Raw genomic sequence first — 25,679 nt, 5'->3', positions numbered from 1 at the left:
GGCGGCGGAGTGCGATCAGCGGGGCTGTCAGTCCGCCTGCTTGCGCAGGAAGGCGGGGATCTCCAGGTCATCCATGCCGCCGGACGACAGGGCATCCACGCGGGCTGCCGCCTGCGTGCGGTTGGTGCGCCACACGCTGGGCACCGACATGCTGCCGTAGTCGGCCTGTGCACTGCCCGCATGGCCGCCAGGCACGCCCACAGCGGCACCCAGCGTGCCCACACCGGCGACGGGCATCTGGTAGGCCATGTTGTCCGTGCCCGTGCGCAGACCACCTTGCACCACCGAGATGGGCTGGCGGCGTGCATTGGCACGCGACAGGCCCGTGGCCACCACCGTTACGCGGATCTCATCGCCCAGGCTTTCGTCGTAGGCGGCGCCGAAGATCACATGCGCATCGGTGGATGCGTAGGCGTTGATGGTGTTCATGGCCTGGCGCGACTCGGACAGCTTGAGGCTGCCCTTGCTGGCCGTGACCAGCACCAGAACGCCCTTGGCGCCCGACAGGTCGATGCCTTCGAGCAGCGGGCAGGCAATGGCCTGCTCGGCAGCGATGCGTGCGCGGTCCGGGCCGCTGGCCGTGGCCGTGCCCATCATGGCCTTGCCGGGCTCGCCCATCACGGTGCGCACGTCTTCAAAGTCCACGTTCACCTGGCCGTATTCGTTGATGATTTCAGCGATACCGCCCACGGCGTTCTTGAGCACGTCATTGGCGTGGGCAAAGGCCTCGTCCTGGGTGATGTCGTCGCCCAACACGTCCAGCAGCTTTTCGTTGAGCACCACGATCAGCGAGTCCACGTTGGCTTCCAGTTCGGCCAGGCCATCGTCCGCATTCTTCATGCGGCGACCACCTTCCCAGTCGAAAGGCTTGGTGACCACGCCCACGGTGAGGATGCCCATCTCCTTGGCCACGCGCGCGATCACGGGCGCAGCGCCCGTGCCCGTACCGCCGCCCATGCCCGCCGTGATGAACAGCATGTGGGCGCCGGAAATGGCTTCACGGATATCGGCCACCGCTGCCTCGGCCGCGTCGCGGGCCTTCTCGGGCTTGCCCCCTGCGCCCAGCCCGCTGTTGCCCAGCTGGATGACGCGGTGGGCCGAGCTGCGTGTAAGCGCCTGCGCGTCGGTGTTGGCGCTGACAAACTCCACGCCCTGCACGCTGCGGGCAATCATGTGCTCGACGGCATTGCTGCCGCCGCCGCCCACACCGATCACCTTGATCTGGGTGCCCTGGTTGAATTCTTCGGCTTCGATCATTTCGATGGTCATCTTGGAGCTCCTGGTTCTAAATTCGTATGCAATTGCCAATTGAGAGATGGGATCATTTTTCTTGTAGTGCGTGGCGGTCCTGTACATCGCCATCGCTCGCGCGGTATCTGGTGAGGGCTCCCACGCGCCAGCCACAGGGGATATTTCATGGTCAGAAATTCCCCACGATGAAATCTTTGAAGCGCCCGAATGCGGTCTTCATGGACCCACTCTTCTGAGCTACCTTGAAGCCGCGCAGGCGCGCCAGCCGGGCCTCTTCCAGAAGGCCCATCACCGTGGCGGCACGAGGCTGGGCCACCATGTCCGCCAGCGCACTGGAATACTTGGGGATGCCGCGCCGCACGGGCTTGAGGAAGATGTCTTCGCCCAGTTCGATCATGCCGGGCATCACCGAGCTGCCGCCCGTGAGCACGATGCCCGAGGACAACACCTCTTCGTAACCCGACTCGCGCACCACCTGCTGCACGAGCGAGAAGATTTCTTCGACGCGGGGCTCGATCACACCAGCCAGCGCCTGCTTGCTCAGCATGCGCGGGCTACGGTCACCCAGGCCGGGCACTTCCACCTGCGCCTCGGGGTCGGCCAGCAGCTGCTTGGCGTAGCCGCTTTCAACCTTGATGTCTTCGGCGTCCTTCGTGGGGGTGCGCAGCGCCATGGCGATGTCACTGGTGATGAGGTCGCCCGCAATCGGGATCACCGCCGTGTGGCGGATCGCACCACCCGTGAAGATGGCCACATCCGTCGTACCTGCGCCGATGTCCACCACCACCACACCCAGCTCGCGCTCGTCGTCGGTCAACACGGCCTGGCTGCTGGCCAGCGGGTTCAGCATGAGCTGCTCAACCTCCAGGCCGCAGCGGCGCACGCACTTGATGATGTTCTCGGCCGCGCTCTGTGCGCCCGTCACGATGTGGATCTTGGCTTCTAGGCGGATGCCGCTCATGCCAATGGGCTCCTTCACATCCTGCCCGTCGATCACAAACTCTTGCGGCTCCACCAGCAACAGGCGTTGGTCGCTGCTGATGTTGATGGCCTTGGCCGTCTCCACCACCCGCGCCACATCGGCCGAGGTGACTTCCTTGTCCTTCACGGCCACCATGCCGCTGGAGTTGAGGCCGCGAATGTGGCTGCCGGTGATGCCGGTGTAGACGCGCTGGATCTTGCAGTCGGCCATCAGCTCGGCCTCTTTCAAGGCCTGCTGGATGCTCTGCACCGTGGCATCGATGTTGACCACCACGCCCCGCTTGAGACCATTGCTCGGGGCCACGCCCAAGCCTGCGAGCTTCAGCTCGCCATTGGGCAGAACCTCGGCCACCACGGCCATGACCTTGGCGGTGCCAATGTCCAGCCCCACGACGACGTCTTTGTATTCTCTTGCCATATCAGTCTCTGCCCTTCTCGGTTCTGTCCCGCTGTCCCACCAAGCCCTCGCACCGCCCTCTCGGGGCCTGCAGCATGCTGCGTCCAGTCCTGTTGTTCCTCATGCCATCACCTCTTGCGCACGGCCGTGGCGCCGGTTGCGTCTGCACTCACCGTGGTCACGCCCCGCAGGCGCAGCGCGTAGCCCCCGGCGTGGCGCAGGTCTGCCGACTCCAGCGCATCCACGCGACGGCCGTACTGCGCGGCCACCTGGGTGAGGGTGCGCACAAACCGCTGCGTGCGCTGCACCACTTCCTGCGGCGTGCCGCCGCCTAGCTCCACCACAGCCTCGCTGTCGAGGGTGGCGCGCCAGCCGCCCCGCCCTGTCAGCTCCAGCTCTTCCACATCCAGCCCAAGCGGTTGGAACACCGGCTCCAGCAGCCCGTACATCTGCAGCACCTCGGCCGAGGTGCCCGCTGGCCCCTGCAGGCGCGGCAGGCCTTCCTGCTCCACATCGCCCACATTCGCCTCGAAGACCTCGCCCTGGCTGTTGACCAGCGCCGAGCCGGTGTCCGGGCCCCAATACGCCACGGCGTCGTGCTCCTGCAGCTCCACACGCAGGCTGCCGGGGTAGACCCGCCGCACCTGCGCGCGGCGAACCCAGGGCACCTGCTCAAAGGCCTCGCGCGCCGCGCGCAGGTCCACCGTGAAGAAGTTGCCCACCAGGTGCGGCGCCACGTTGGCCCGCAGCGTCACCGCGTTGTTGTGCACCAGTTCGCCCTGCACCACGATGCGTGCAATGGCAAAGCCGGGGTAGCGCAGCACCCACCACGCGCCCGCCGCCAGCACGGCCATGGCGCAGCCCACGAACAGGACCGACGCGGTCAGGTTCATGAGCTTGACGTCCAGGGGTGCGGGCAGCGTCTGATTCATCAGGCAGCCTTTGGCTTTGCGGGCGTGTCCAGTGCCGCATCCGCAAGGATGCGCAGGCACAGCTCTTCGTAGCTGATGCCTGAGGCCCGGGCCGACATGGGCACGAGCGAATGGCCTGTCATGCCGGGGGACGTGTTCATCTCCAGCAGGAAGGGCTTGCGGTCACTCGCACGGATCATCAGGTCGGCGCGGCCCCAGCCCCGGCAGCCCAGGGTGCGATAGGCCTCCAGCACGATGCGCTGGATCTCGCGCTCTTCGGCCTCAGGCAGGCCGCTCGGGCACTGGTACTTCACGTCGTCGGTGAAGTACTTGTTCTGGTAGTCGTAGGCACCATCAGGCGCCACGATGCGGATCACCGGCAGTGCGCGGGCGCTGGCGCCCTGGCCCAGCACGGGGCAGGTCACTTCTTCGCCCTCGATGAATTCTTCGCACAGCACGTCGGGGTCGTACTGGGCCGAAAGCTGCACGGCCTCCTGCATGTCCGAGTAGCCGCGCACCTTGGTCACGCCGATGGACGAACCTTCGCGCGGCGGCTTCACGATCAGCGGCAGACCCAGCTCGTCGGGCACGGTGCGCACTACTTCACGCTGTTGACGGTCAGGGGCCAGCCACACATAGCGCGGCGTGGGCAGGCCCTCGGCCAGCCACACCCGCTTGGTCATGACCTTGTCCATGGCAATCGCCGACGCCATCACGCCAGGGCCGGTGTACGGAATGCGCAGCAGCTCCAGCGCGCCCTGCACCGTGCCGTCTTCGCCATGACGACCATGCAGTGCGATGAAGCAGCGCGCATAGCCGTCGCGCTTCAGGTCACCCAGTGCGTTCTGTGCGGGGTCAAACGCATGGGCATCCACGCCCCGCGAGCGCAGCGCCTGCAGCACGCCGCTGCCCGACATCAGCGACACCTCGCGCTCGGCCGAGTCCCCGCCCATCAGGACGGCGACCTTGCCCAGCGATTTAACATCGATAGGGGATTCAGGAAGGGTCATACTGCGCTCCCTTCGTGCGCTTTCAGCTCATTATTTTGTAGCATCTCAACCACCTTGCCGGGCACGGCACCGATGGAACCGGCGCCCATGCACATCACCACGTCGCCTGCACGTGCGTTGTCGGCAATGGCTTGGGGCAGATCGGCCACGTTGTCCACAAACACAGGCTCCACGCGCCCCGCCACACGCAAGGCACGGGCCAGCGAGCGGCCATCGGCAGCCACGACCGGCGCCTCGCCTGCGGCGTACACCTCGGTGAGCAGTACCGCGTCGGCATGGCCGATCACCTTGACGAAGTCTTCGAAGCAATCGCGCGTACGCGTGTAGCGGTGCGGCTGGAAGGCCAGCACCAGGCGCCGCCCGGGAAACGCGCCACGTGCGGCTGCCAGCGTGGCAGCCATTTCCACCGGGTGGTGGCCGTAGTCGTCGATGACGGTGAAGGTGCCGCCGTCCTTCGCGGGCAGGTCGCCATAGCGCTGGAAGCGCCGGCCCACACCCTTGAAACCCGCCAGCGCGCGCTGCACGGCGTCGTCGGGGATGTTCAGTTCCACCGCCACGGCAATGGCCGACAGCGCGTTGAGCACGTTGTGCTCCCCCGCGAGGTTGAGCACGACTTCCATGTCGGGCAGCGTGACGCCGTTGCGCCGCTGCACCGTGAAGCGCATCTGGCCCGCCTCGGCGCGCACGTTGATGGCACGCACCTGGGCGTCTTCCGAGAAGCCGTAGCTGGTGATAGGGCAGGTCACGCTTTGCAGGATGTCGCGCACGGCGGGGCTGTCCACACACAGGATGGCCGTGCCATAGAACGGCATGCGGTGCAGAAAGTCCACAAACGCGCCCTTGAGCCGGCCGAAGTCGTGCCCGTAGGTCTCCATGTGGTCGGCATCGATGTTGGTCACCACCGCCATCACGGGCAGCAGGTTCAGGAACGACGCATCGGACTCATCGGCCTCGACCACGATGTAGTCGCCGCTGCCCAGTTTGGCATTGGCGCCCGCGCTGTTGAGCTTGCCGCCGATCACAAAGGTGGGATCCAGCCCCGCCTCGGCCAGAACGCTGGTCACAAGGCTGGTGGTGGTGGTCTTGCCGTGTGTGCCGGCTATGGCAATGCCTTGCTTGAGGCGCATCAGCTCGGCCAGCATCAGCGCGCGCGGCACCACGGGGATCTTCTTTTCGCGTGCGGCCAGCACTTCGGGGTTGTCCGAAGTGACCGCTGTGGACGTGACCACGGCGTCGGCACCATCGATGTGCGCGGCCGCGTGGCCGAGGCAGGTTTTGATGCCCAGGTCGGCCAGGCGGCGCAGCGTGGCGCTGTCGGCCAGGTCCGAGCCCGAGATGCGGTAGCCCAGGTTGAACAGCACTTCAGCAATGCCGCTCATGCCGGCGCCGCCCAGGCCGACGAAGTGGATGTGGCGAATCGCGTGTTTCATGCCAACTCCTCGCAGGCAGTCACCACTTCGCGGGTGGCGTTGATTTTTTGCATGTTTTTGGCCTTGAGCGCTACATCCACAAGCGTGGACCGCTCCAATTTCAATAGCATTTCAGACAGCCCTTGTGGCGTTAGGTCGCGCTGCTGCACCAGCCAGCCGCCGCCCGCATTCACCAGGAACTGCGCGTTGGTGGTCTGGTGGTCGTCCACGGCCGACGGGAAGGGCACAAAGATGGACGCAGCGCCCACGGCCGCGATCTCGGTGACGGTGCTCGCACCCGCGCGGCAGACGATGATGTCGGCCGCTGCGAACGCGCTGGCGGTGTCGTCGATGAAAGGCGTCAGCTCTGCCTCGACACCCGCGGCGGCATAGTTGGCGCGCAGCGCATCGATCTGCGCCGCACCGCTTTGGTGGACTACGGTGGGGCGCTGGTCGGCAGGCATCAGCGCAATGGCCTGGGGCACGATCTCGTTGAGCGCACGTGCGCCGAGGCTGCCACCCACCACAAGCAGGCGCAGCGGGCCGCTGCGGCCCGCAAACCGTTCGGCCGGGCCGGGCTGCTGCGTGAAGGCGGTTCGCAGCGGGTTGCCCACCCACTGGCCCTTTTTAAACACGTTAGGAAAAGCGGTGAACACCCGGTCGGCCACACCGGCCAGCACCTTGTTCGCCATGCCCGCCACCGAGTTCTGCTCGTGGAGCACCAGGGGCTTGCCCGCGAGCACGCCCATCATCCCGCCCGGAAAGGTAATGTAGCCGCCCAGGCCCACCACCACATCGGGCTTCACACGGCGCACGACCTGCAGCGCCTGCCAGAACGCGCGCAGCAAGCGCAGCGGCAGCAGGGCCAGCGTGACGAGCCCCTTGCCGCGCACGCCCGAGAAATCGATGAGTTCCAGCGCAAAGCCGTGCTGCGGCACGATGCGCGACTCCATGCTGCCGGGCGCGCCCAGCCAGTGCACGCGCCAGCCACGCGTGCGCAACTCTTCGGCCACGGCCAGGCCGGGGAAGATGTGGCCACCGGTGCCGCCGGCCATGATGAGGGCGGTCTTCTGCGTCATACCCGCCCCCTTTTCATCGAATGCTGCGCATTCGGCAGCGTTGCACGCTGCTGCAGCTGGTTTTGGTGAAACAAACTCCTCATACGCGGCCTCCGCGCATGAGAAGTTTGTTTTCATAGTCCACACGCAGCACCACTGCCAGCGCCACCAGATTCATCAGAATCGCTGACCCGCCAAAACTCATCAGCGGCAGCGTGAGCCCCTTGGTCGGCAGTGCGCCCAGGTTCACGCCCATGTTGATGAAGGCCTGGAAGCCGATCCAGATCGCCACGCCCTGTGCGACGAGGCCGGAGAACACCCGGTCCAGCGCAATGGCCTGCCGGCCGATGTGCATGATGCGGCGGGTCATCCACAGGAACAGGATGATGAGCGCCACCACACCCACGAGACCAAACTCTTCGCCGATCACTGCCATCAGGAAGTCGGTGTGCGCCTCAGGCAGCCAGTGCAGCTTCTCCACGCTGCCGCCCAGCCCCACGCCAAACACCTCGCCCCGCCCGATGGCGATCAGCGAGTGTGACAGCTGGTAGCCCTTGCCCAGCGCATGCTGTTCGCTGAAAGGGTCGAGGTAGGCAAACACGCGCTCGCGGCGCCAAGGGGAGCTGGCGATCATCAACGCAAAGGCACCGACCAGCACGCCAGCAATCAGGAAGAACATGCGGGCATTCACACCGCCGAGGAACAGGATGCCCATGGCAATCACGGCCACCACCATGAAGGCGCCCATATCGGGCTCGGCCAGCAGCAGCACGCCGACGATGGCCACCGCAGCGCCCATGGGCAGCACGGCGCGGAAGAAGCGCTCCTTCACCTCCATCTTGCGCACCATGTAGTCGGCGGCATAGATCAGCACCGCAAACTTGGCCACCTCGGACGGCTGGAAGCCCACCGGCCCGATGGACAGCCAACGGCGCGCGCCGTTGACCACCTTGCCCACGCCAGGAATCAGCACCGCCACCAGCATGAGCAGGGCCACAATGAACAACCAGGGTGCCACGCGCTCCCACAGCGCCATGGGCACCTGGAACGCCAGCAGCGCCGCCACAAAGCCCACCACCAGATACATCATGTGGCGGGTCAGGAAATGGGTGGACGCGTAGTTGGCAAAGCGCGGGTTGTCCGGCATGGCAATCGACGCCGAATAGACCATCACCAGTCCCCAGGCCAGCAGCGCCACCACCACCCAGAGCAGGGCTTGGTCAAAGCCCAGCACACTCGCGGGCGTGCTGGACGACTGGCGGTACTCGGTGCCGCCCACACGCACGGGCAACACGTCGGCCGCCTTGCCGGGCAGGCGACCGAACCAGCCGGTCACGCGTTGGAGCAAGGTGCTGGCGGGTGCTGTCATTGCATGCCCTCCGCCGATTGGCCCGCATCGTCGGCCATCGCCCGCACGGTCTCGCAAAAGACGTGGGCGCGGTGCTCGTAGTCCTTGAACATGTCGAAGCTGGCGCAGGCGGGCGACATCAGCACCGCATCACCAGAATGGGCGCGCTGCGCTGCCAGTGCGACAGCCTCTGGCAAGGTGCCCGCATCGAGCAGCGGCACGCCGGCGTCCTGGAGCGCAGCGCGGATCAGCGGTGCGTCGCGGCCGATCAGCACCACCGCACGTGCATAGCGCGCGACGGGGGCCGCCAGGGGCGCAAAGTCCTGCCCCTTGCCTTCTCCGCCCAGAATGACCACCAGACGCCGCTCCGTGCCCAACCCCACCAGCGCTGCCGCCGTGGCGCCTACGTTGGTGCCCTTGCTGTCGTCAAAATATTCCACGCCATGGATGATGGCCACGGGTTCCACGCGGTGCGGCTCGCCCCGGTACTCGCGCAGGCCGTACAGCATGGGCGCCAGCGGGCAGCCCGCTGCCGTGGCCAGCGCCAGCGCCGCCAAGGCATTGGTGGCGTTGTGGCGCCCCCGGATGCGCAGCGCATCCGCTGGCATGAGCCGCTGGATATGCAGGTCCTCTTCGACCTCGTTGCGACCACGCTTGCGGGTTTCGTCTGCATCCATGGCACGCACCAGCCAGGGCATGCCGCTGACCACCTCAATGCCGAAATCGCCCGGACGCCGGGGCATGTCGCCACCAAAAGTGATGTGTGCGCGCACCTGCGGCTTTTGCAGCTTGACCTTGACGGGCGGCGGTAGCATGCCCATCACCGCAGGGTCTTCGCGGTTCAGGATCATCAAGCCCGTCTGGCCAAAGATGCGTGCCTTGGCCGCAGCGTAGGCCTCGATGCTGCCGTGCCAGTCCAGGTGATCCTGCGTGATGTTGAGCACCGTGGCGGCTGTGGGTTCGAAGCCCCCTTCACCCCCACTGACGCCATCCAGCTGAAAACTCGACAGCTCCAGCACCCACACATCGGGCAAGGTGTCTGCATCCAGGTGTTCTGCCAGTGTGTCGAGCAGGGTAGGACCGATGTTGCCGGCCACGGCCACACGTTTGCCCGAGCGCTCCACCAGCTGGCCGGTGAGCGAGGTCACGGTGGTCTTGCCGTTGGTGCCGGTGATGGCGAGCACGGCCGGGGCATATGCATGCGATGCACGCAGCGCGGCCAGGGCCGTGGCATACAGGCTCAACTCACCGCCAGTGCTGATGCTGTTTGCGCGAGCCGCTTCCAAAACAGGAGCCACTGCCTCGGGGCTCAACCCTGGCGAACGATAGACCGCGTGCAGGCTCTGCCCCTGCACCAGGCTGGCATCGAATGCGCCCGACACAAAACGCACCTGGGGTAGCTCCTGCTGCAGCGCAGGCAGTTGTGGCGGGGCAGCGCGCGTGTCGGCCACGGTGACCTGTGCACCGCAGCGCACACACCAGCGTGCCATCGCCATGCCCGAGGCGCCCAGGCCCAGGATCAGGATGTGCTGGTCTTGCAGCAGGGTTGCAACGCCCTCGCGCGCCGGGCCCGCAGGCACATCCGGCGTGGTGGACTCGTCGGCCGCAGCGGTCTCGGCAACGTCCGCGCTGTCCGCAGCGCCCGGCTCGGGGGCGGTCACCTCGGCAAAGATCTGCGCCACAAAGTCCGCCGCGGCCTTCGCGGCGGAGACGGCCGGCACGGCCTCGGGGTTCCAGGCGGTACTGGTGCTTTTGGCTGCGGGCGAAGCGTCTGTGGCCTCGCTACCTGTCGCAGCAACATCCTGCTCCGGATTCGCCTCAGGAGCTACGGGCTCTGCAGGCAAAGGGGCCTGCATGCCAGGATCGCCTTCGGGAGTGCCGTCCGCACCCACCCCGGCCCCTGCCAACGGGGGCATGGCCTCGGGTGTACCGAGGGGGTCAGGGACAAGAGGATCGTTCGGGTTCATCGCAGTTTCAGCGTGGACAGCCCAATCAGGCACAGCAGCATGGTGATGATCCAGAAGCGCACGACCACCTGCGTTTCCTTCCAGCCGCTCTTCTCAAAGTGGTGGTGCAGCGGCGCCATCTTGAGCAGGCGGCGGCCTTCGCCATAGCGCTTCTTGGTGAACTTGAACCAGGTGACCTGCAGCATCACCGACAGCGCCTCGACCACAAAGATGCCGCCCATGATGGCGAGCACGATTTCCTGGCGCACGATGATGGCGATGGTGCCCAGGGCACCGCCCAGCGCCAGCGCGCCCACATCACCCATGAAGACCTGGGCAGGGTGCGCGTTGAACCACAAAAACGCCAAACCTGCGCCCGCCATGGCTGCGCAGAAGATCAGCAGTTCGCCCGACCCCGGAATGTGCGGAAAGAACAGGTACTTGGAGTACACCGAGCTACCGGTGACGTAGGCAAACACGCCCAGTGCCGAGCCCACCATCACCACGGGCATGATGGCCAGGCCGTCAAGACCATCGGTCAGGTTCACCGCATTGCTCGAACCCACGATGACCAGGTAGGTGAGGATCACGAAACCCAGCACGCCCAGCGGGTAGCTCACCTCTTTGAAGAACGGCAACTGCAGGCCCGCCTTGGGCGGCAGGTCCAGCGAGAAGCCCGACTGCACCCAGCCCACAAACAGCTCCCACACCTTGGCGTTGGAGCTTTCGGAAATGCTGAACACCAGGTACAGCGCGGCCATGAGGCCGATCACCGACTGCCAGAAATACTTCTCGCGCGAGCGCATGCCCTCGGGGTCTTTGTTGACCACCTTGCGCCAGTCGTCCACCCAGCCGATGGCGCCAAAGCCGAGCGTGACGATGAGCACGATCCACACAAAGCGGTTGGACAGGTCAAACCACAGCAGGGTGGAAATGGCGATCGACAACAGGATCAGCACACCGCCCATGGTGGGCGTGCCGCTCTTGGACAGGTGCGACTGCATCGCATAGCCCCGAATGGGCTGGCCGATCTTGAGCGAGGTGAGGATGCGAATCACCTTGGGGCCGGCCACCAGCCCGATGAGCAGCGCCGTCATGGCAGCCATCACCGCACGGAACGTGAGGTACTGGAACACCCGGAAAAAGCCGAACTCGGGCGACAAGCCCTGCAGCCATTGCGACAGCATCAGCAGCATGTGGCACCTCCGGCGCAGGCTGGCACCGTGCGGGCAATATCAATGCGTTGCGCCATGGTGTCCCTCCCGTGGGTTGATCGGCTTTTGTTGTTGTTCTGCGGGCAGTGCGGCGGCGCTGATCGCCTCGACCACCTGTTCCATCTTCATGAATCGCGATCCCTTGACCAGCACACTGCCCACCGTGGGCAGGGCGTTGCGCACGGCATCCTGCAGGGCGACCATCTCGTTGAAATGCCGGGCCCCATCGCCATAGGCCGATGCGGCGTGCACCGACTGCGCACCCAGAACAAACATCGTGGGGATGCCCGCCTCACGGGCCAGTGCGCCCGCCTCGGCATGGAACTGCGGGCCCTGGTCGCCCACCTCGCCCATGTCGCCCATCACCAGCAGTTGCGGGCCCGGCAATTCAGCCAGCACCTGGATGGCAGCGTGCATGGAATCAGGGTTGGCGTTGTAGGTGTCGTCGACCACCGTGATGTCGCGGCCTGCAACGGACACGCTGAACGCGCGCGAGCGGCCCTTGACCGGCGTGAAGTCGCGCAGCCCCTGGGCAATGGCAGCCACCGGTGCGCCGGCTGCCAGCGTGCACGCCGTGGCCGCCAGTGCGTTCGTCACGTTGTGGCGGCCTGCGATGTGCAGACGGGTGGTGATCGCGCCGCGTGGCGTGGCCAGGGTGACCGCCCAGGCGCCGCGCTCCCAGGTGGCCTGCGCGCAGCGGACGTCGCCGCCATCGCCAAATGTCACCGTGCGGCGGCCGGGCCGCTCCATGGCAAGCGATTGCCACAGGCTCGTGTACGCATCCCCTGCCGGGAATACGGCCACACCATCGGCCGGCAGGCTGGCAAACACCGAACCGTTCTCGCGGGCCACGGCCTCTAGGGTGTGCATGAATTCCAGATGCTCGCGCTGGGCGTTGTTGACCAAGGCCACCGTGGGCTGGGCCATCGCAGCCAGCGTGGCGATCTCGCCAGGGTGGTTCATGCCCATCTCGATCACGGCGGCGCGGTGGCTGGCGCGCAGGCGCATCAGCATCAGCGGCACACCGATGTCGTTGTTGAAATTACCCTGCGTGGCAAACGCAGCCTCGCCCTGCCAGGCACGCAGGATGGACGCAATCATCTGCGTCACCGTGGTCTTGCCGTTGCTGCCCGTCACACCGATCAGCGGCAGGTGGAATTGCGCGCGCCAGCCGGTGGCCAGTGCGCCCAGCGCAGCCAGGCTGTTGGGCACTTCGATGCCGGACAAGCCCGCGGCTTCCAGGCCACCGTGCGCAATAGCGGCGGCAGCGCCGCCTGCACGGGCATCGGCCAAAAAGGCATTGGCATCAAAACGCTCGCCCTTGAGGGCCACAAACAAATCGCCCGGCTGCAGCGTGCGCGTGTCGGTGTGCACACGCGCCAGCGGGGTGGCGCCATCGCCCACCAGACGGGCGGTGGGAATACTTGGCTGCAGCAGCACCCATGCTTGCTGCAGTGTCATGACGGGTTCAAAACTGTTCATGCCCATGTGTGGGCTCCTCGGGCCTGCAGCGCAGCCTGCGCGTGGGCCATGTCGGAGAACGGCACACGCACGCCTGCCGTCTCCTGGGTGTCTTCGTGGCCCTTGCCGGCAATCAGCACCACATCGGCGGGCGCAGCTTCGGCAATGGCTTGGGCGATGGCGGCCGCACGGTCGGGCTCGGCGCGCACCGTGCCACCGGCAATCGTGCCCTGCAGGATCTGGTGCAGGATGGCGGCTGGGTCTTCGCTGCGGGGGTTGTCGCTGGTCACCACCACCTGGTCGGCCTGCTGCTGGGCCACGGCGCCCATCAGCGGGCGCTTGCCCGCGTCGCGATCGCCGCCGCAGCCGAACACGCACCACAGCCGCCCGCCACGCTCAGCAGCTATGGGGCGAAGGGCTTGCAGGGCCTTGTCCAAAGCATCGGGGGTGTGGGCGTAGTCCACCGCCACCAGGGGTTGTCCTGCAGACACCAGCCGCTGCATGCGGCCCGGCACGGGCTGCAGACTGGCGCAGGCGCGCACGGCACGGTCCAGCGGTACGCCCAGGCTGCGCAGCGTGGCCAGCACGCCCAGCAAGTTGAGCACGTTGTACTGGCCGATCACACGGGTTTGCAGCAGATGACGGTCATTGCCCTCCACCACCGTGAAGCGCAGGCCCTGATCACCCAGGGCGATGTCTTGTGCCGTCAGCCGCGCAGGTGCCTGGGCCGAGACGCTCCACAGATCCAGCGCACTGCCTTTCAGCTCTCCATGCAGCTGGGAGCCTGCGGGGTCGTCCACATTGACGATGGCGGCCTGCAGACCGGGCCAGTCGAAGAGAGCGCGCTTGGCCAGCCAGTAGTCGGCCATGCTGCCGTGGTAGTCCAGGTGGTCCTGCGTGAAGTTGGTGAAGATGGAGGTGTGGATCTGCGTGCCATCGAGCCGAGCCTCGGCCAGTCCAATCGACGAGGCCTCGATGGCGCAGGCACCGAGGCCCTGCGCCACAAACTGGGCAAACGCGCGATGCAACCGCACCGGGTCGGGCGTGGTCATGCCGGTGGAGGCCAGCGCGGGAGGCACTCCCATTCCCAAAGTGCCCACCAGCGCACATTGATCTCGCCCCGAGCGCTCCTCATTCGATAGCACATTCAGCGCACCCGCCAGCCACCAGGCCGTGCTGGTCTTGCCGTTGGTTCCGGTCACGGCCAGCACCTTCAGCTGCTGCGTGGGTTGTGCAAACCATTCAGCGGCGATGGGCCCTGTGGCGGCCTTGAGGCCTGGCAGCGCGGCCATGTGGTCGCCCTCGAAAGCAAAAGCCTCGACCCCCGCCTGTTCGACCAGACAGGCCGTGGCGCCGCGCACCATGGCATCGGCCACATGCGCGCGGCCATCGGTGGCGGCACCAGGCCAGGCAATGAAGCCGTCGCCGGGCGTGATCTGGCGGCTGTCGGTGTGCAGGGTGCCGGTGACGCGCGTGCGCAGCCATTGCACCGCGTCGCCAGCGGTCTGCAGGGTATGGAGCGGGGCTTGCATCACAGCGACTCCTCCACCGCATTGGCCACGATCTGCGGCTTGACCGCCATGTCGGGCTGCACGCCCATCATGCGCAGGGTTTGCTGTACCACCTCGCTGAACACGGGCGCGGCCACAGCGCCGCCGTAGAACACGCCGTTGCTGGGCTCGTCGATCATCACGGCCACGATGATGCGGGGCTTGTCGATGGGCGCCATGCCGGTGAACCACGCGCGGTACTTGCCCGAGGCGTAGTTCTTGCCCACCTGCTTGCGCGCCGTGCCCGACTTGCCGCCCACCGAGTAGCCCACGGTCTGCGCCTTCTGGCCCGTGCCGCCGGGGCCTGCGGCCATCTGCAGCATCTTGCGCACCTGGTCGGCCGTGCGTTCGGAAAACACGGGCACGCCCACGGCGGGCTCGCTGGTCTTGAGCATGGTGGCGGGAATGACCCGGCCACCGTTGGCAAACACGGTGTACGAGCGTGCCATCTGGAACAGGCTGGCCGACAGACCGTAGCCGTAGGACATGGTGGCCTGCTCCACCGGGCGCCAGCTCTTGTAAGGGCGCAGGCGACCCGTCACCACACCCGGGAAGTGCAGTTGCGGCTTCTGGCCAAAACCGGCCGCCGAGAAGGTCTCCCACATCTCGCGCGCGGGCATCTGCATGGCCAGCTTGGTGGTGCCCACGTTGCTGGACTTCTGGATCACGCCTTCCACGGTAAGCACGCCGTAGTTGTGCGTGTCCGAGATCGTGGAGCCGGTGATGGTGATGCGCCCGGGGTTGGTGTCCACGATGGTCTCGGGGCGCACGCGGCCTGTCTCCAGCGCGAGGCCGATGGTGAACGGCTTCATGGTGGAACCGGGCTCGAACACGTCGGTGAGCGCGCGGTTGCGCAGCTGCTCGCCGGTGAGGTTCTGGCGCTTGTCGGGCACGTAGCTGGGGTAGTTGGCCAGTGCCAGCAGTTCGCCCGTGTGGGCATCGAGCACCACCACGCTGCCCGCCTTGGCCTTGTGCGCGGCCACCTGGTCGCGCAGCTTCTGGTACGCAAAGAACTGCACCTTGCTGTCGATGGACAGCTGCATGTCCTTGCCGTCGACCGGGGGCACGGTTTCGCCCACGCTTTCCACCACGCGACCCAGGCGGTCCTTGATCACGCGGCGCGAACCGGGCTTGCCCGCCAGTTCCTTGTCGAACGCCAGCTCCATACCTTCCTGGCCATGGTCTTCCACGTTGGTGAAGCCCACCACGTGCGCGGCGGCTTCGCCCTCGGGGTATTGGCGCTTGTACTCCTTGCGCTGGTAGATGCCCTTGATGTCCAGGGCTGCAATCTGCTGGCCCACATCCCAGTCGAGCTGGCGCTTGATCCAGACAAAGGTCTTGTCCTCGTCCGCCAGCTTCTTCAGCAGATCGGCCTGCGGCATGTCCAGCAGCTTGGCCAGCTGCTTGAGCTTGGCGCGGACCTCGGGCTTGTCCTGGTCCACGTCTTCAGGAATGGCCCAGATGCTCGCAGCCGGCACGCTGGAAGCGAGGATCAGACCGTTGCGGTCCACGATCTTGCCGCGGTTGGCAGGCAGCTCCAGCGTGCGCGCAAACCGCACCTCACCTTGCCGCTGGAAGAACGCATTGCCAAACACCTGCACATAGGCCGCCCGCCCGGCAAGCCCCAGAAAACCCAGCGCAATCACCGCCACAATGAACTTGCTGCGCCAGACCGGCGTCTTGCTGGCCAGCAAGGGGCTGGATGTGTAGAGCACGCTGCGGCTCATGGCTGCGCCCCCGCAGGTTGCGAAGCGGCGGCTGCCGCTGCTGCATTGGCAGTTGCGACACCCTGTGGGTCAGACACGTACTGCGTGATGGCTGGCGTGGCGGTGCGCATGTTCAGCTGCGCACGCGCGATCCTTTCCACCCGCAGCGACGTGGCCTGGGCGCGCTTTTCCACCTGCAGGCGCTGGTGCTCCGTCTCCAGACGACGTGCCTCGGCCACCGCGCGGTCCAGCTCGGTGAACAGGCGGCGCGATTCGTACTGGGTGTGCACCAGGTAGATCGCGCTGGCGAGCACCGCCAGCAAAAGGACCACGTTCAGCCGCGTCATGTCAGGCGACCGCCGTGCGCTCGGCCACGCGCATGATGGCGCTGCGCGAGCGGGGATTGGCCTCGACCTCCGCCGCACTGGGCTTGATGCGGTCGAGCGCGATAAGCTTCATGGCCTGCGGCGCGGCAAACGGTGCGCGGCGGTCGTAGACCTCCTTGGAGTGTTTCGCGATGAATTGTTTGACGATGCGATCTTCGAGCGAATGGAAGCTGATGACCACCAGCCGCCCGCCGGGCTGCAGCACCGAGAGGCTGGCCTCTAGCGCCTGTTGCAGCTCTTCAAGCTCGGCGTTGATGAAAATCCGAAGAGCTTGAAATGTGCGCGTTGCAGGGTTCTGGCCCGGCTCGCGGGTTTTGACCGCGCCAGCCACGAGGTCGGCCAGTTCTGCGGTGGTTGCAAGAGGACCCCGTTCTTCGCGCCGAGCAACAATCGCCTTTGCAATGGGGCCAGCAAACCGTTCTTCACCGTAGTCACGTATCACCTCCGCAATCTGACCGACTTCGGCCGTGGCCAACCAATCGGCCACGCTTTCGCCGCGCGTGGTGTCCATGCGCATGTCCAGCGGACCGTCAAAACGGAAACTGAAGCCCCGCTCGGGGCTGTCGATCTGGGGCGAGCTCACACCCAGATCCATCAGCACACCCGCAGCACTGGCAGGCGGCAGGTCCGCCAGATGGCGAAAACCTTCGTGCCGAATGGAAAAACGCGCATCGGTGATGCGCGTTGCTTCGGCGATGGCCTCGGGGTCCTTGTCAAAGGCCACCAAGCGCCCCTGGGGGCCCAGCCGGAGCAGGATGAGGCGGGAGTGCCCGCCGCGCCCGAAGGTCGCATCGACCCAGGTGCCGGAAGGCTCCGGGCCTGCGCCGCCCAAGAGAGAGTCCACAGCCTCATTCAGCAGGACGGTGGTGTGTTGCAAGGGAGATGTCACAGCGCGCCTCAGAAGGAGAAGTCCTTGAAGACATCCGGCATCTCGCCCTGCATGGCCTTGGCTTCCTGCTCGTCGTAGGTGGCCTTGTCCCAGAGCTCGAAATGGTTGCCCATGCCCAGCAGCATGGTGTCTTTGGAAATACCGGCGGCTTCGCGCAGCTCGGGGGAGATCAGCACACGGCCGGTGGCGTCCATGTCCACGTCCATGGCGTTGCCCAGAAAGATGCGCTTCCACCATTGGGCGGACATGGGCAGCTGGGCAATGCGCTCGCGGAACTTCTCCCATTCAGGACGGGGAAAGACCATGAGGCAGCCGTGCGGGTGCTTGGTGATGGTGAGCTGACCGGATGCCGTGGCCGCAAGGACGTCACGATGCCGGGTCGGCACAGACAGCCGACCCTTCGCATCGAGACTCAGCGACGAGGCACCTTGAAACACGGACAGATTCCCAGTTCGGTTTTGCGCCTCGGAGGTCCCGAAGGGGACCTTGAGGGCACTTTTCACCACTTAATTGCACTTTTTTGCACTGTAGCAGGAAAAGCACACCGAACAAGGGGGGTGTCCCACAAACTTTTCAATGAAATCAACGACTTAGATGCGTTTTTTCAGCCGCCAAAACGCCAAAAGTCGTTGAAAAAGAAGTACTTAGAGAGGCCTATGAAAGTGACCTCTCAAGGCTTGACCGAGTGGTCACAGGATGTAGCGCGACAGGTCCTCGTCCTGGCTCAGGGTCTGCAGGCGCGCATCGACGTAGGCGGCGTCGATGGTGATGGTCTGGCCGGACAGGCGCGTGGCGTCAAAACTCACTTCGTCCAGCAGGCGCTCCATCACCGTGGAAAGGCGGCGCGCACCGATGTTCTCGGTGCGTTCGTTCACCTCAAAGGCGATGTGCGCCAGGCGTGTGATGCCCTCGGGGGCAAACTCCAACGTCACGCCTTCCGTGGCCAGCAAGGCCTGGTACTGCTTGACCAGCGACGCATGGGTCTGCGTGAGGATGGCCTCGAAGTCCTTGACCAACAGCGACTCCAGCTCCACCCGGATCGGGAAACGCCCCTGCAGTTCCGGAATCAGGTCGCTGGGCTTGGACAGGTGGAAGGCGCCCGACGCGATGAACAGGATGTGGTCCGTCTTGATCATGCCGTATTTGGTGGACACCGTGGTGCCCTCCACCAGCGGCAGCAGGTCGCGCTGGACGCCCTGGCGCGACACGTCCGCACCACTGCTTTCCTGGCGCGCGGCCACCTTGTCGATCTCATCGATAAAGACGATGCCGTTCTGCTCGGCGTTCTGCACGGCGCGGGTCTTGATCTCCTCTTCGTTGACCAGCTTGGCCGCCTCTTCGTCGGTGATGAGCTTCAGGGCTTCCGCGATCTTGAGCTTGCGGGTCTTGCGCTTGTCCTGCCCCAGCTGGCTGAACATGCCGCGCAGCTGCTCGGTCATTTCCTCCATGCCCTGGGGGCCCATGATTTCGAGCTGGGGGCGGCCTTCGGCCACGTCGATCTCGATCTCCTTGTCGTCCAGACTGCCTTCGCGCAGCTTCTTGCGAAAGACCTGGCGGGCGGTGTTGTCAGCGGCAGGCTCGCTGCCTGCTGCGGCGCGGGCCGGGGGGATCAGCACGTCCAGAATGCGTTCCTCGGCCGCATCTTCGGCGCGGGTGCGCACCTTTTTCATCTCGGCCTCGCGCGTCTGCTTGACGGCCATCTCGGCCAGGTCGCGGATGATCGAATCCACATCTTTGCCGACGTAGCCCACCTCGGTGAACTTGGTGGCCTCGACCTTGATGAAGGGCGCATCGGCCAGCTTGGCCAGGCGGCGTGCGATCTCGGTCTTGCCCACGCCGGTGGGGCCGATCATGAGGATGTTTTTGGGCGTGATCTCCTGGCGCAGGCTGCCTTCCACCTGCTGGCGGCGCCAGCGGTTGCGTAGGGCGATGGCCACGGCGCGCTTGGCGCTGGCCTGGCCCACGATGTGGTTGTCCAGCTCGGAGACGATTTCCTGGGGGGTCATGGACGACATACAGGTCTTCCTGGTATCAAATGGGGCTGTAGCGCTAGTGGATCATGCGCTGGCAGCTATAAATAACAGAGCAATCAGCCCATCAGGGGCTGACCGTGCGGCCAACGTGGGGCCGGTTCTACCGCCGTACGCTCAGAGCGTCTCGATGGTGTGGTTCATGTTGGTGTAGATGCAGAGTTCGCCCGCGATTTCGAGCGACTTCTTCACGATCTCTTCGGCGGACAACTCTGTGTTCACCAGCAGCGCCTTGGCCGCCGAGTGCGCATAGGCGCCCCCGGAGCCGATCGCCACGATGCCTTGCTCGGGCTCCAGCACGTCGCCATTGCCAGTGATGATGAGCGACGCGCTGGCGTCGGCCACCGCGAGCATGGCTTCGAGGCGGCGCAGCACGCGGTCGGTGCGCCAGTCCTTGGTGAGTTCGATGGCCGCGCGCGTCAGGTGGCCCTGGTGCTTTTCCAGCTTGGCCTCGAACCGCTCGAACAGCGTGAAGGCATCGGCCGTGGCCCCGGCGAAACCCGCCAGCACCTTGCCGTGGTAGAGCTTGCGCACCTTGCGCGCCGTGCCCTTGACCACGATGTTGCCCAGCGTGACCTGCCCGTCGCCCCCGATGGCGACCTGGATGCCGGAAGGAGTCTGGCGGCGCACGCTGAGGATGGTGGTGCCGTGGAACACCGGGTGGTTGTCTTGTGATGAGTCCATAGCTGCGGCAGATGGGGGCGGAGGCCCATTTTGCAAGGCAGCTATCCAGCGGGGAGATGGGCAGAACGCCCCCTCACGCGCGCCGCAGAAGGCGGTTCCGCCGAAACCCGAGGCTGCAAGGAAAAGAAAGGACCGCCGAGCTGCCCGTCGCAGATCCAGCTCGCCTCAGTTCTTGCGGGGCACCACCCAGGCGTGCTCGTTGATGCCGATCACGTTGAAGAAAATCGCCACCAGCCGCTGCAGATTGTGGAACTGGATCACATGACCGTGGCCTTGCTGCTCGGCGGCCCAGTTGAGCACGGAGCCTGCCGCCGCAAAGTCCACCCGGATCAGCTTGTCGCAGGCAATGGTCAGCGGCACGCCGGGCTTGAAGTGCGCCTCGAACGGCTGCAAGAGGGGCGTGGCATCGCCATCGATGTGGCCCTTGAGCTCTGCCACCGGGCCCGCATCCAGCGGGGCCGGGGCCGACAGCTCGCCCAGGTCGGAGGCCATGAAGTCGCTGTCCGCCGCCAGCGGGGCGGAACCAGACGAAACCCCTTCGTTGTCCGAGTATCCGCAGCGCGGCGACACCCAGGACGGCGGCGAGACCTCATAGGTCACGCAGTAGTCCAGGGCCACCAGTTCAAATTCGTCGGGCTTGCCCATGAGGCGCATGGCGGCCATGCGCAGGCGCCACCACTCAGGGCTGTTGGAGCGGTCGCCCGACTGGGTCTTGGCATCCAGCAAGGCATGGAGCTTTTCCACACCCGAAAACACGATCTGCCCATCACGGTCAGCCCACTGGCTGAACTGGTCGGCCAGCAGCGGCACCGCAGCCTCGTCGATGGAAGTGAGGCGCGACCAGGACAAGGTCCAGGGCGATGCGGCACGCACCAGGGAGGCCTGCAGGGCCGCCACCGAAGAGACAGCGACGGTGGGTGGTGCGTTCCAGCTGAAATCGCGGCGCATGGCGACGGCGGGCTCGGCAGCCGGTGCGGCCTCTGCGGCCAGACCCAGCTGCGCCGGAATGGAGAACCACAGCGGCGCAGAACGGCCGTACTGCGCGGCAAAGTCGATGGCCAGGGTATCAAAACGGTCGTGCTGCCCGGTGGCCCGGTACAGGTCAAACAGCGTCATCCAGATTTCCAGCTGCTGCGCTGGATCGTCCTGCTGGTGCTGGGCCAGCACCTCCAGCAGACCAGACTCGGCCCCTGCATGGTCACCATTGGCAAACCGGATGGCGGCTTCTTCAAGATCGGGTTCGTGCACGAATTCCTCCGGTTCGAATGCGGGCGCGGGCGCAGCCGTGGGAGCCGCAGGGCTGAAGGATGCTTCGACGTGTGGGGTGCTGCCCGGCAGCATGGTGGCGTCCGTGCCACCAAAACGGCCAATGGCCATGCTGTCATCGGCAAACAGGGGCTGGACGGCAGGCTTGGTGTCCAAGGGGGCAGACAGGCTTCCGGGCACCGTGGGCGCATAGGCACGGGCCTGCTCCTCCGAAGAGGCCTCCGTGCTGGAGTCCGGCATCACCCCAGGCTGGGTGGGGGCGTCGGCGCCCTGCTTGCTCTTCCACCACTGCTGGGACATCTGCGCTTCGATCTCGTCGATCTTCTTGAGCGTGACGGCCCGCTCGTCAGGCGATGCCATGCTGCTTTGGAAGAACGAGGGCCGCCCTGCGGCGTCTTCGACCCGCTGGCCGTGCAAGACCTCGCGCTGGCGCAGCTTGCGCAGCTGATCGAACTCGCGGCGCCGCACAAAGTCGTTGCGGCGCTTGCGCTCGATCATCTCCTTGAGCATCTGCTTGCTGTACTGGCTCTCCCGGTCGTCCTGAAGGGAATCGAGCTCCGTCCAGTTGACGGTCGGATTCTTCACGAACCGCACCACCTTCGATAGCAGGCCGCCGGGGGTGGATTCTTCCTTGCTCATGGCTCAGGGTGCAGAGTGCGCGCGTTGATTGACAGGCCGCTGCCTGCTCAATCCCCAAACATCTTCTGCTTGAGTTCGCGGCGTTGCTGCGCTTCGAGCGACAGCGTGGCAGTGGGGCGAGCGATCAGGCGGCCCACGCCGATGGGTTCACCGGTTTCGTCGCAGTAGCCGTAGTCACCGGCATCAATGCGGGCGATGGATTGCTCGATCTTCTTGAGCAGCTTGCGCTCGCGGTCGCGGGTGCGCAGTTCCAGTGCGTGCTCTTCTTCGATGGTGGCGCGGTCGGCCGGGTCGGGCACCACCACGGTGTCTTCACGCAGGTGCTCGGTGGTTTCGCCGGCGCTGTTGTGGATGTCCTGCTTGAGCTGAACGAGCTTGAGGCGGAAGAACGCCATCTGTTTCTCGTTCATGTACTCGCTGTCGGGCATGGCCATGACTTCAGCGTCGGTCAGCTCGGCGACGGACTTGGTCTTCCAGTTGTTCGCCAGCTTGGGGTCTTTTTTGGCAGCCGTGAAAGTAGGCTGCGCTTGCGCGGTCGTGGGCATGGTGTGTTGATAACTGGCTTTGGCGGCCGTTGAGGCCACCGTCTGTGCCATGGATGGTACGGTCAATTGGGCCAATCGGGAAGAAGGCCGGGTTGTGCGCACGGGTACCTGCGAGCCCGCCTGCAGCGCAGGCGCCGCAGCGGGTGCCGCCACGGCGGGGGGCGCGGCCACCTTGGGTGCCGCAGCAGCCTTGGCAGCGGCCTTCGCAGCCACCTTGGGTGCTGCTGGGGCGGCGGCGCTTTTCGCCGCGGCAGGGGTTGCCTTGGTGGCCCCCTTGGATTTGCTGGTGTCGGCTTTCACTTCCTGGTCTCCTCGCAGTACGGGCGGGCCCTTGGCCGCTCTCACGGCCCGGGACTGGTGGCAAGCCTTGGGTGGTTTTACCGGGGCGCGATTGTATCGACCTGGGCTGACGCAAACGGAAACGTTGCGGATACAACACAAATCGGGCGCCATCGCCCCCTCAAACCCCGTGCGCAGGTCAGACCAGGCTTTGCTCCAGCCCCTGCAAGAAGATGTCCTTGGGCAGGTCAATGCCAATGAAAACCATCTTGCTGGTGCGCGGCTCGCCCTCGGCCCACTGGGGGCCCAGGTCGCTGCCCATGAGCTGGTGCACGCCTTGGAAAATCACCTTGCGCTCCGTGCCTTTCATATTCAGCACCCCTTTGTAGCGCAGCATGCGCGGGCCGTAAATGTTGACGATGGCGCCGAGGAAGTCTTCGAGCTTGGCCGGATCGAACGGGCGGTCCGAGCGGTACACAAAACTCTTCACGTCATCGTCATGGTGATGGTGGTGCCCGTGCTCGTGGCCATGCTGGTGCGACGGGTGGTTGCAGTGCTCGCCATGCTCATGGTCGTGATCGTGGTGGTCATGGCCGTGCTCCTCTTCCTTGAGGAAGTCCGGGTCGATGTCCAGCTTGGCATTGAGGTTGAAGCCGCGCAGGTCCAGCACCTCCTTGAGCGGCACCTCGCCAAAATGCACGGCCTTGATGGGCGCGCGCGGGTTCATGTGCTTGAGGCGGTGGATCAGCGCATCGGTTTCCTCGGCGCTGACCAGGTCGGTCTTGGACAGGAAGATCTGGTCGGCAAACCCCACCTGGCGGCGCGCTTCCTGGCGGTCGTTGAGCTGCTGCGGCGCATGCTTCGCATCCACAAGGGTGATGATCGAGTCGATGAGGTAAGTCTCGGCGATCTCTTCGTCCATGAAGAAGGTCTGCGCCACGGGGCCCGGGTCGGCCACGCCGGTGGTCTCGATCACGATGCGGTCAAAGTCGAGCAGGTTCTTGCGCTTCTTGGCGGCCAGCAGTTGCAGGGTCTCGCGCAGGTCTTCGCGGATGGTGCAGCAGATGCAGCCATTGCTCATCTGCACGATCTGCTCCTTGGACTCGGTCACCAGGATGTCGTTGTCGATGTTTTCTTCGCCGAACTCGTTCTCGATCACGGCGATCTTCTGGCCATGGGCTTCGCTCAAGAGGCGCTTGAGCAACGTCGTTTTGCCCGAGCCCAGGAAGCCGGTGAGGATGGTGACGGGGATCAGTGCCATAAATCTGTCTTTCAAGGGAATCAAATACTCGCGCTGCGCGGCAGCAGTGCCCCACCCAGGGGCATCTTTTTCAGTGTACCGAGGCTGTCAAGCCCCTGCTGGCGCCGGAAAGCTCACCCCTTGCGCATGACGACCAGCCCCTTGAGGTACTCGCCCTCCGGAAACTCCAGCGTCATCGGGTGGTCGGGCGCCCCACCCAGGCGCTCCAGGATGAAGCCGTCCACACCCGCATCCGCGCCGGCCGAGGCCACGATCTTGTGGAACAGGTCGGCGCTGATGCCGCCTGAGCAGGAGAAGGTGAACAGCACGCCCCCCGGCGACAGCAACTGCAGCGCCAGCCGGTTGATGTCCTTGTAGGCGCGTGCGGCGCGCTCGGCGTGCGCCGCAGTGGGCGCAAACTTCGGCGGGTCCAGGATGATGGCGTCGAAGCGCTGGCCTTCCTTGAGGAACTGGCGCAGCGAGGCGTTCACGTCGGCATCGAGGAAGGTGGCGCGGTTCGGATCGAACCCATTGAGCGCCACGTGGGCGCGGGCGCGCTCCAGGGCCGGGCCGGAGGAATCGATGGAGGTCACGTGCCCGTCGGCCACATTGCCCGCAGCACGCATGCCCGCCAGCGCCGCCACACTGAAGCCGCCGGTGTAGCAAAAGCAGTTGAGCACATGCTTGAAGCCCAGGCGCTGGGTGTAGTCAGCAAACCGCTTGCGGCCGTCGCGCTGGTCCAGATAAAAGCCCGTCTTGTGGCCCTCGGCGATGTTGAGGGTCAGGCGCCACTGGTGCTCGCGGATCGTCAGTTCGAGCGGCGGCCCCTCGCCATCGCCCGCAGCGCCCGTCGGCCCGCCGCGCAGCCAGCCGGTGGCGGGCTCCAGACCTTCCAGCGAACGCACGCTGGCGTCCGAGCGCTCGTACAGCTTGGTGAGCCCCGTCTCGCGCAGCAGCGCATCGGCAATCACGCCCTTCCAGCGCTCAGTGCCTGCGCTGGTGAACTGCGCCACCAGGGTATCGCCATAGCGGTCCACGATGAGCCCCGGCAGACCGTCGGACTCGCCGTGCACCAGGCGCACGCCATCGCTTTGCACATCAAAACGGGCTCTGGCGATGATGGAACGTGCGCAAGCAGCTATAAAAAATGGAGCATCAATGCGCTGCGCCTCGTCAAAGCTCCACACCCGCGCGCGGATGCGCGAGCTGGGGCTGTAGGCCGCCCAGGCGAGGAACTGGCCTTCGTGCGACTCGACGCGCACGGTCTCGCCGCTGTCGCCGCCGCCCTTGGCGATGGCCGATTCAAAGATCCAGGGATGGCGGCGCAGCAGCGAGCGCTCTTTGCCTGCGCGGAGTCGAAGGGTTTTCATGCCCCGGATTGTGCGGGCTGGCGGGCACGGGAGAGTGCCCCGCCGACGGAAAAACGCGCGCAGAAGCCATCACCGCGCCTGATCACGCCTTGGTCAGACACGCGCCGTC

The 25,679-nt window shown here is 65.6% G+C and carries 21 protein-coding genes; all 21 read right to left on the bottom strand.

The window, feature by feature from the left end:
* Nucleotides 1-27 precede the first annotated feature (27 nt).
* The 21 genes from ftsZ to ACODSM_RS12515 all read right to left on the bottom strand — a co-directional run bounded on the left by ftsZ (nucleotide 28) and on the right by ACODSM_RS12515 (nucleotide 25,570).
* Nucleotides 28-1,269, bottom strand: coding sequence for a cell division protein FtsZ (ftsZ, locus tag ACODSM_RS12615; RefSeq protein ID WP_209816169.1), 1,242 nt, complete (start codon nucleotides 1,267-1,269; stop codon nucleotides 28-30).
* A gap of 151 nt (nucleotides 1,270-1,420) precedes the next feature.
* Nucleotides 1,421-2,650, bottom strand: a complete 1,230-nt coding sequence (gene ftsA / locus ACODSM_RS12610; RefSeq protein WP_015012559.1) for a cell division protein FtsA — start codon at nucleotides 2,648-2,650, stop codon at nucleotides 1,421-1,423.
* A 107-nt stretch (nucleotides 2,651-2,757) separates the two neighbouring features.
* Nucleotides 2,758-3,561 (bottom strand): cell division protein FtsQ/DivIB, encoded by an 804-nt coding sequence (locus tag ACODSM_RS12605; protein WP_015012558.1) that lies wholly within the window; start codon nucleotides 3,559-3,561, stop codon nucleotides 2,758-2,760.
* Entirely contained in the window at nucleotides 3,561-4,550 is a 990-nt protein-coding gene (locus ACODSM_RS12600) for a D-alanine--D-alanine ligase (RefSeq protein WP_488805485.1), read from the bottom strand. The genes ACODSM_RS12605 and ACODSM_RS12600 overlap by 1 nt, the downstream gene beginning before the upstream one ends.
* Nucleotides 4,547-5,980 carry a UDP-N-acetylmuramate--L-alanine ligase gene (gene murC / locus ACODSM_RS12595; protein WP_488805484.1) on the bottom strand — a complete coding sequence of 478 codons (1,434 nt, stop codon included), beginning with the start codon at nucleotides 5,978-5,980 and terminating at the stop codon, nucleotides 4,547-4,549. The genes ACODSM_RS12600 and murC overlap by 4 nt, the downstream gene beginning before the upstream one ends.
* Nucleotides 5,977-7,038 (bottom strand): undecaprenyldiphospho-muramoylpentapeptide beta-N-acetylglucosaminyltransferase, encoded by a 1,062-nt coding sequence (gene murG / locus ACODSM_RS12590; RefSeq protein WP_488805483.1) that lies wholly within the window; start codon nucleotides 7,036-7,038, stop codon nucleotides 5,977-5,979. The genes murC and murG overlap by 4 nt, the downstream gene beginning before the upstream one ends.
* Nucleotides 7,039-7,117: 79 nt before the next feature.
* Nucleotides 7,118-8,386 carry a putative lipid II flippase FtsW gene (gene ftsW / locus ACODSM_RS12585; RefSeq protein ID WP_488805482.1) on the bottom strand — a complete coding sequence of 423 codons (1,269 nt, stop codon included), beginning with the start codon at nucleotides 8,384-8,386 and terminating at the stop codon, nucleotides 7,118-7,120.
* Entirely contained in the window at nucleotides 8,383-10,332 is a 1,950-nt protein-coding gene (gene murD / locus ACODSM_RS12580) for a UDP-N-acetylmuramoyl-L-alanine--D-glutamate ligase (protein ID WP_488805481.1), read from the bottom strand. The genes ftsW and murD overlap by 4 nt, the downstream gene beginning before the upstream one ends.
* Nucleotides 10,329-11,507: a phospho-N-acetylmuramoyl-pentapeptide-transferase gene (mraY, locus tag ACODSM_RS12575; RefSeq protein ID WP_015012552.1), complete on the bottom strand. Its 1,179-nt coding sequence runs from the start codon at nucleotides 11,505-11,507 to the stop codon at nucleotides 10,329-10,331. Before mraY ends, murD begins: the two co-directional genes overlap by 4 nt.
* A gap of 39 nt (nucleotides 11,508-11,546) precedes the next feature.
* Nucleotides 11,547-13,013 carry a UDP-N-acetylmuramoyl-tripeptide--D-alanyl-D-alanine ligase gene (locus tag ACODSM_RS12570; RefSeq protein WP_488805480.1) on the bottom strand — a complete coding sequence of 489 codons (1,467 nt, stop codon included), beginning with the start codon at nucleotides 13,011-13,013 and terminating at the stop codon, nucleotides 11,547-11,549.
* A complete protein-coding gene (locus ACODSM_RS12565; RefSeq protein WP_488805479.1) occupies nucleotides 13,004-14,518 on the bottom strand; it encodes a UDP-N-acetylmuramoyl-L-alanyl-D-glutamate--2,6-diaminopimelate ligase in 1,515 nt (504 codons plus the stop codon). The genes ACODSM_RS12570 and ACODSM_RS12565 overlap by 10 nt, the downstream gene beginning before the upstream one ends.
* Nucleotides 14,518-16,263 (bottom strand): peptidoglycan D,D-transpeptidase FtsI family protein, encoded by a 1,746-nt coding sequence (locus ACODSM_RS12560; protein ID WP_015012549.1) that lies wholly within the window; start codon nucleotides 16,261-16,263, stop codon nucleotides 14,518-14,520. Before ACODSM_RS12560 ends, ACODSM_RS12565 begins: the two co-directional genes overlap by 1 nt.
* Nucleotides 16,260-16,589, bottom strand: a complete 330-nt coding sequence (gene ftsL, locus ACODSM_RS12555; protein ID WP_488805478.1) for a cell division protein FtsL — start codon at nucleotides 16,587-16,589, stop codon at nucleotides 16,260-16,262. The genes ACODSM_RS12560 and ftsL overlap by 4 nt, the downstream gene beginning before the upstream one ends.
* A gap of 1 nt (nucleotide 16,590) precedes the next feature.
* The gene (gene rsmH / locus ACODSM_RS12550) at nucleotides 16,591-17,517 is read right to left on the bottom strand and encodes a 16S rRNA (cytosine(1402)-N(4))-methyltransferase RsmH (RefSeq protein ID WP_488805477.1); all 927 of its coding nucleotides are present in this window, start codon (nucleotides 17,515-17,517) and stop codon (nucleotides 16,591-16,593) included.
* A gap of 8 nt (nucleotides 17,518-17,525) precedes the next feature.
* The gene (mraZ, locus tag ACODSM_RS12545; RefSeq protein ID WP_015012546.1) at nucleotides 17,526-17,954 is read right to left on the bottom strand and encodes a division/cell wall cluster transcriptional repressor MraZ; all 429 of its coding nucleotides are present in this window, start codon (nucleotides 17,952-17,954) and stop codon (nucleotides 17,526-17,528) included.
* A gap of 252 nt (nucleotides 17,955-18,206) precedes the next feature.
* Nucleotides 18,207-19,532: an ATP-dependent protease ATPase subunit HslU gene (gene hslU / locus ACODSM_RS12540; RefSeq protein WP_488805476.1), complete on the bottom strand. Its 1,326-nt coding sequence runs from the start codon at nucleotides 19,530-19,532 to the stop codon at nucleotides 18,207-18,209.
* Nucleotides 19,533-19,664: 132 nt separating this feature from the next.
* Nucleotides 19,665-20,231, bottom strand: coding sequence for an ATP-dependent protease subunit HslV (gene hslV / locus ACODSM_RS12535; RefSeq protein ID WP_056646768.1), 567 nt, complete (start codon nucleotides 20,229-20,231; stop codon nucleotides 19,665-19,667).
* A 165-nt stretch (nucleotides 20,232-20,396) separates the two neighbouring features.
* Nucleotides 20,397-22,136 (bottom strand): STAS domain-containing protein, encoded by a 1,740-nt coding sequence (locus ACODSM_RS12530; RefSeq protein ID WP_110961392.1) that lies wholly within the window; start codon nucleotides 22,134-22,136, stop codon nucleotides 20,397-20,399.
* Between the two features lie 47 nt (nucleotides 22,137-22,183).
* Entirely contained in the window at nucleotides 22,184-22,981 is a 798-nt protein-coding gene (gene dksA, locus ACODSM_RS12525) for an RNA polymerase-binding protein DksA (protein WP_015012542.1), read from the bottom strand.
* Nucleotides 22,982-23,159: 178 nt separating this feature from the next.
* The gene (locus ACODSM_RS12520) at nucleotides 23,160-24,221 is read right to left on the bottom strand and encodes a CobW family GTP-binding protein (protein WP_060985569.1); all 1,062 of its coding nucleotides are present in this window, start codon (nucleotides 24,219-24,221) and stop codon (nucleotides 23,160-23,162) included.
* Between the two features lie 113 nt (nucleotides 24,222-24,334).
* Complete coding sequence (locus ACODSM_RS12515; protein WP_488805475.1) at nucleotides 24,335-25,570, bottom strand: class I SAM-dependent rRNA methyltransferase; 1,236 nt, start codon at nucleotides 25,568-25,570, stop codon at nucleotides 24,335-24,337.
* Nucleotides 25,571-25,679: the final 109 nt, after the last annotated feature.

Source organism: Acidovorax sp. FG42, assembly GCF_057809195.1.
Note: the sequence above shows the minus strand (reverse complement) of the source record. Positions and strands in the feature narration are given on the sequence as shown.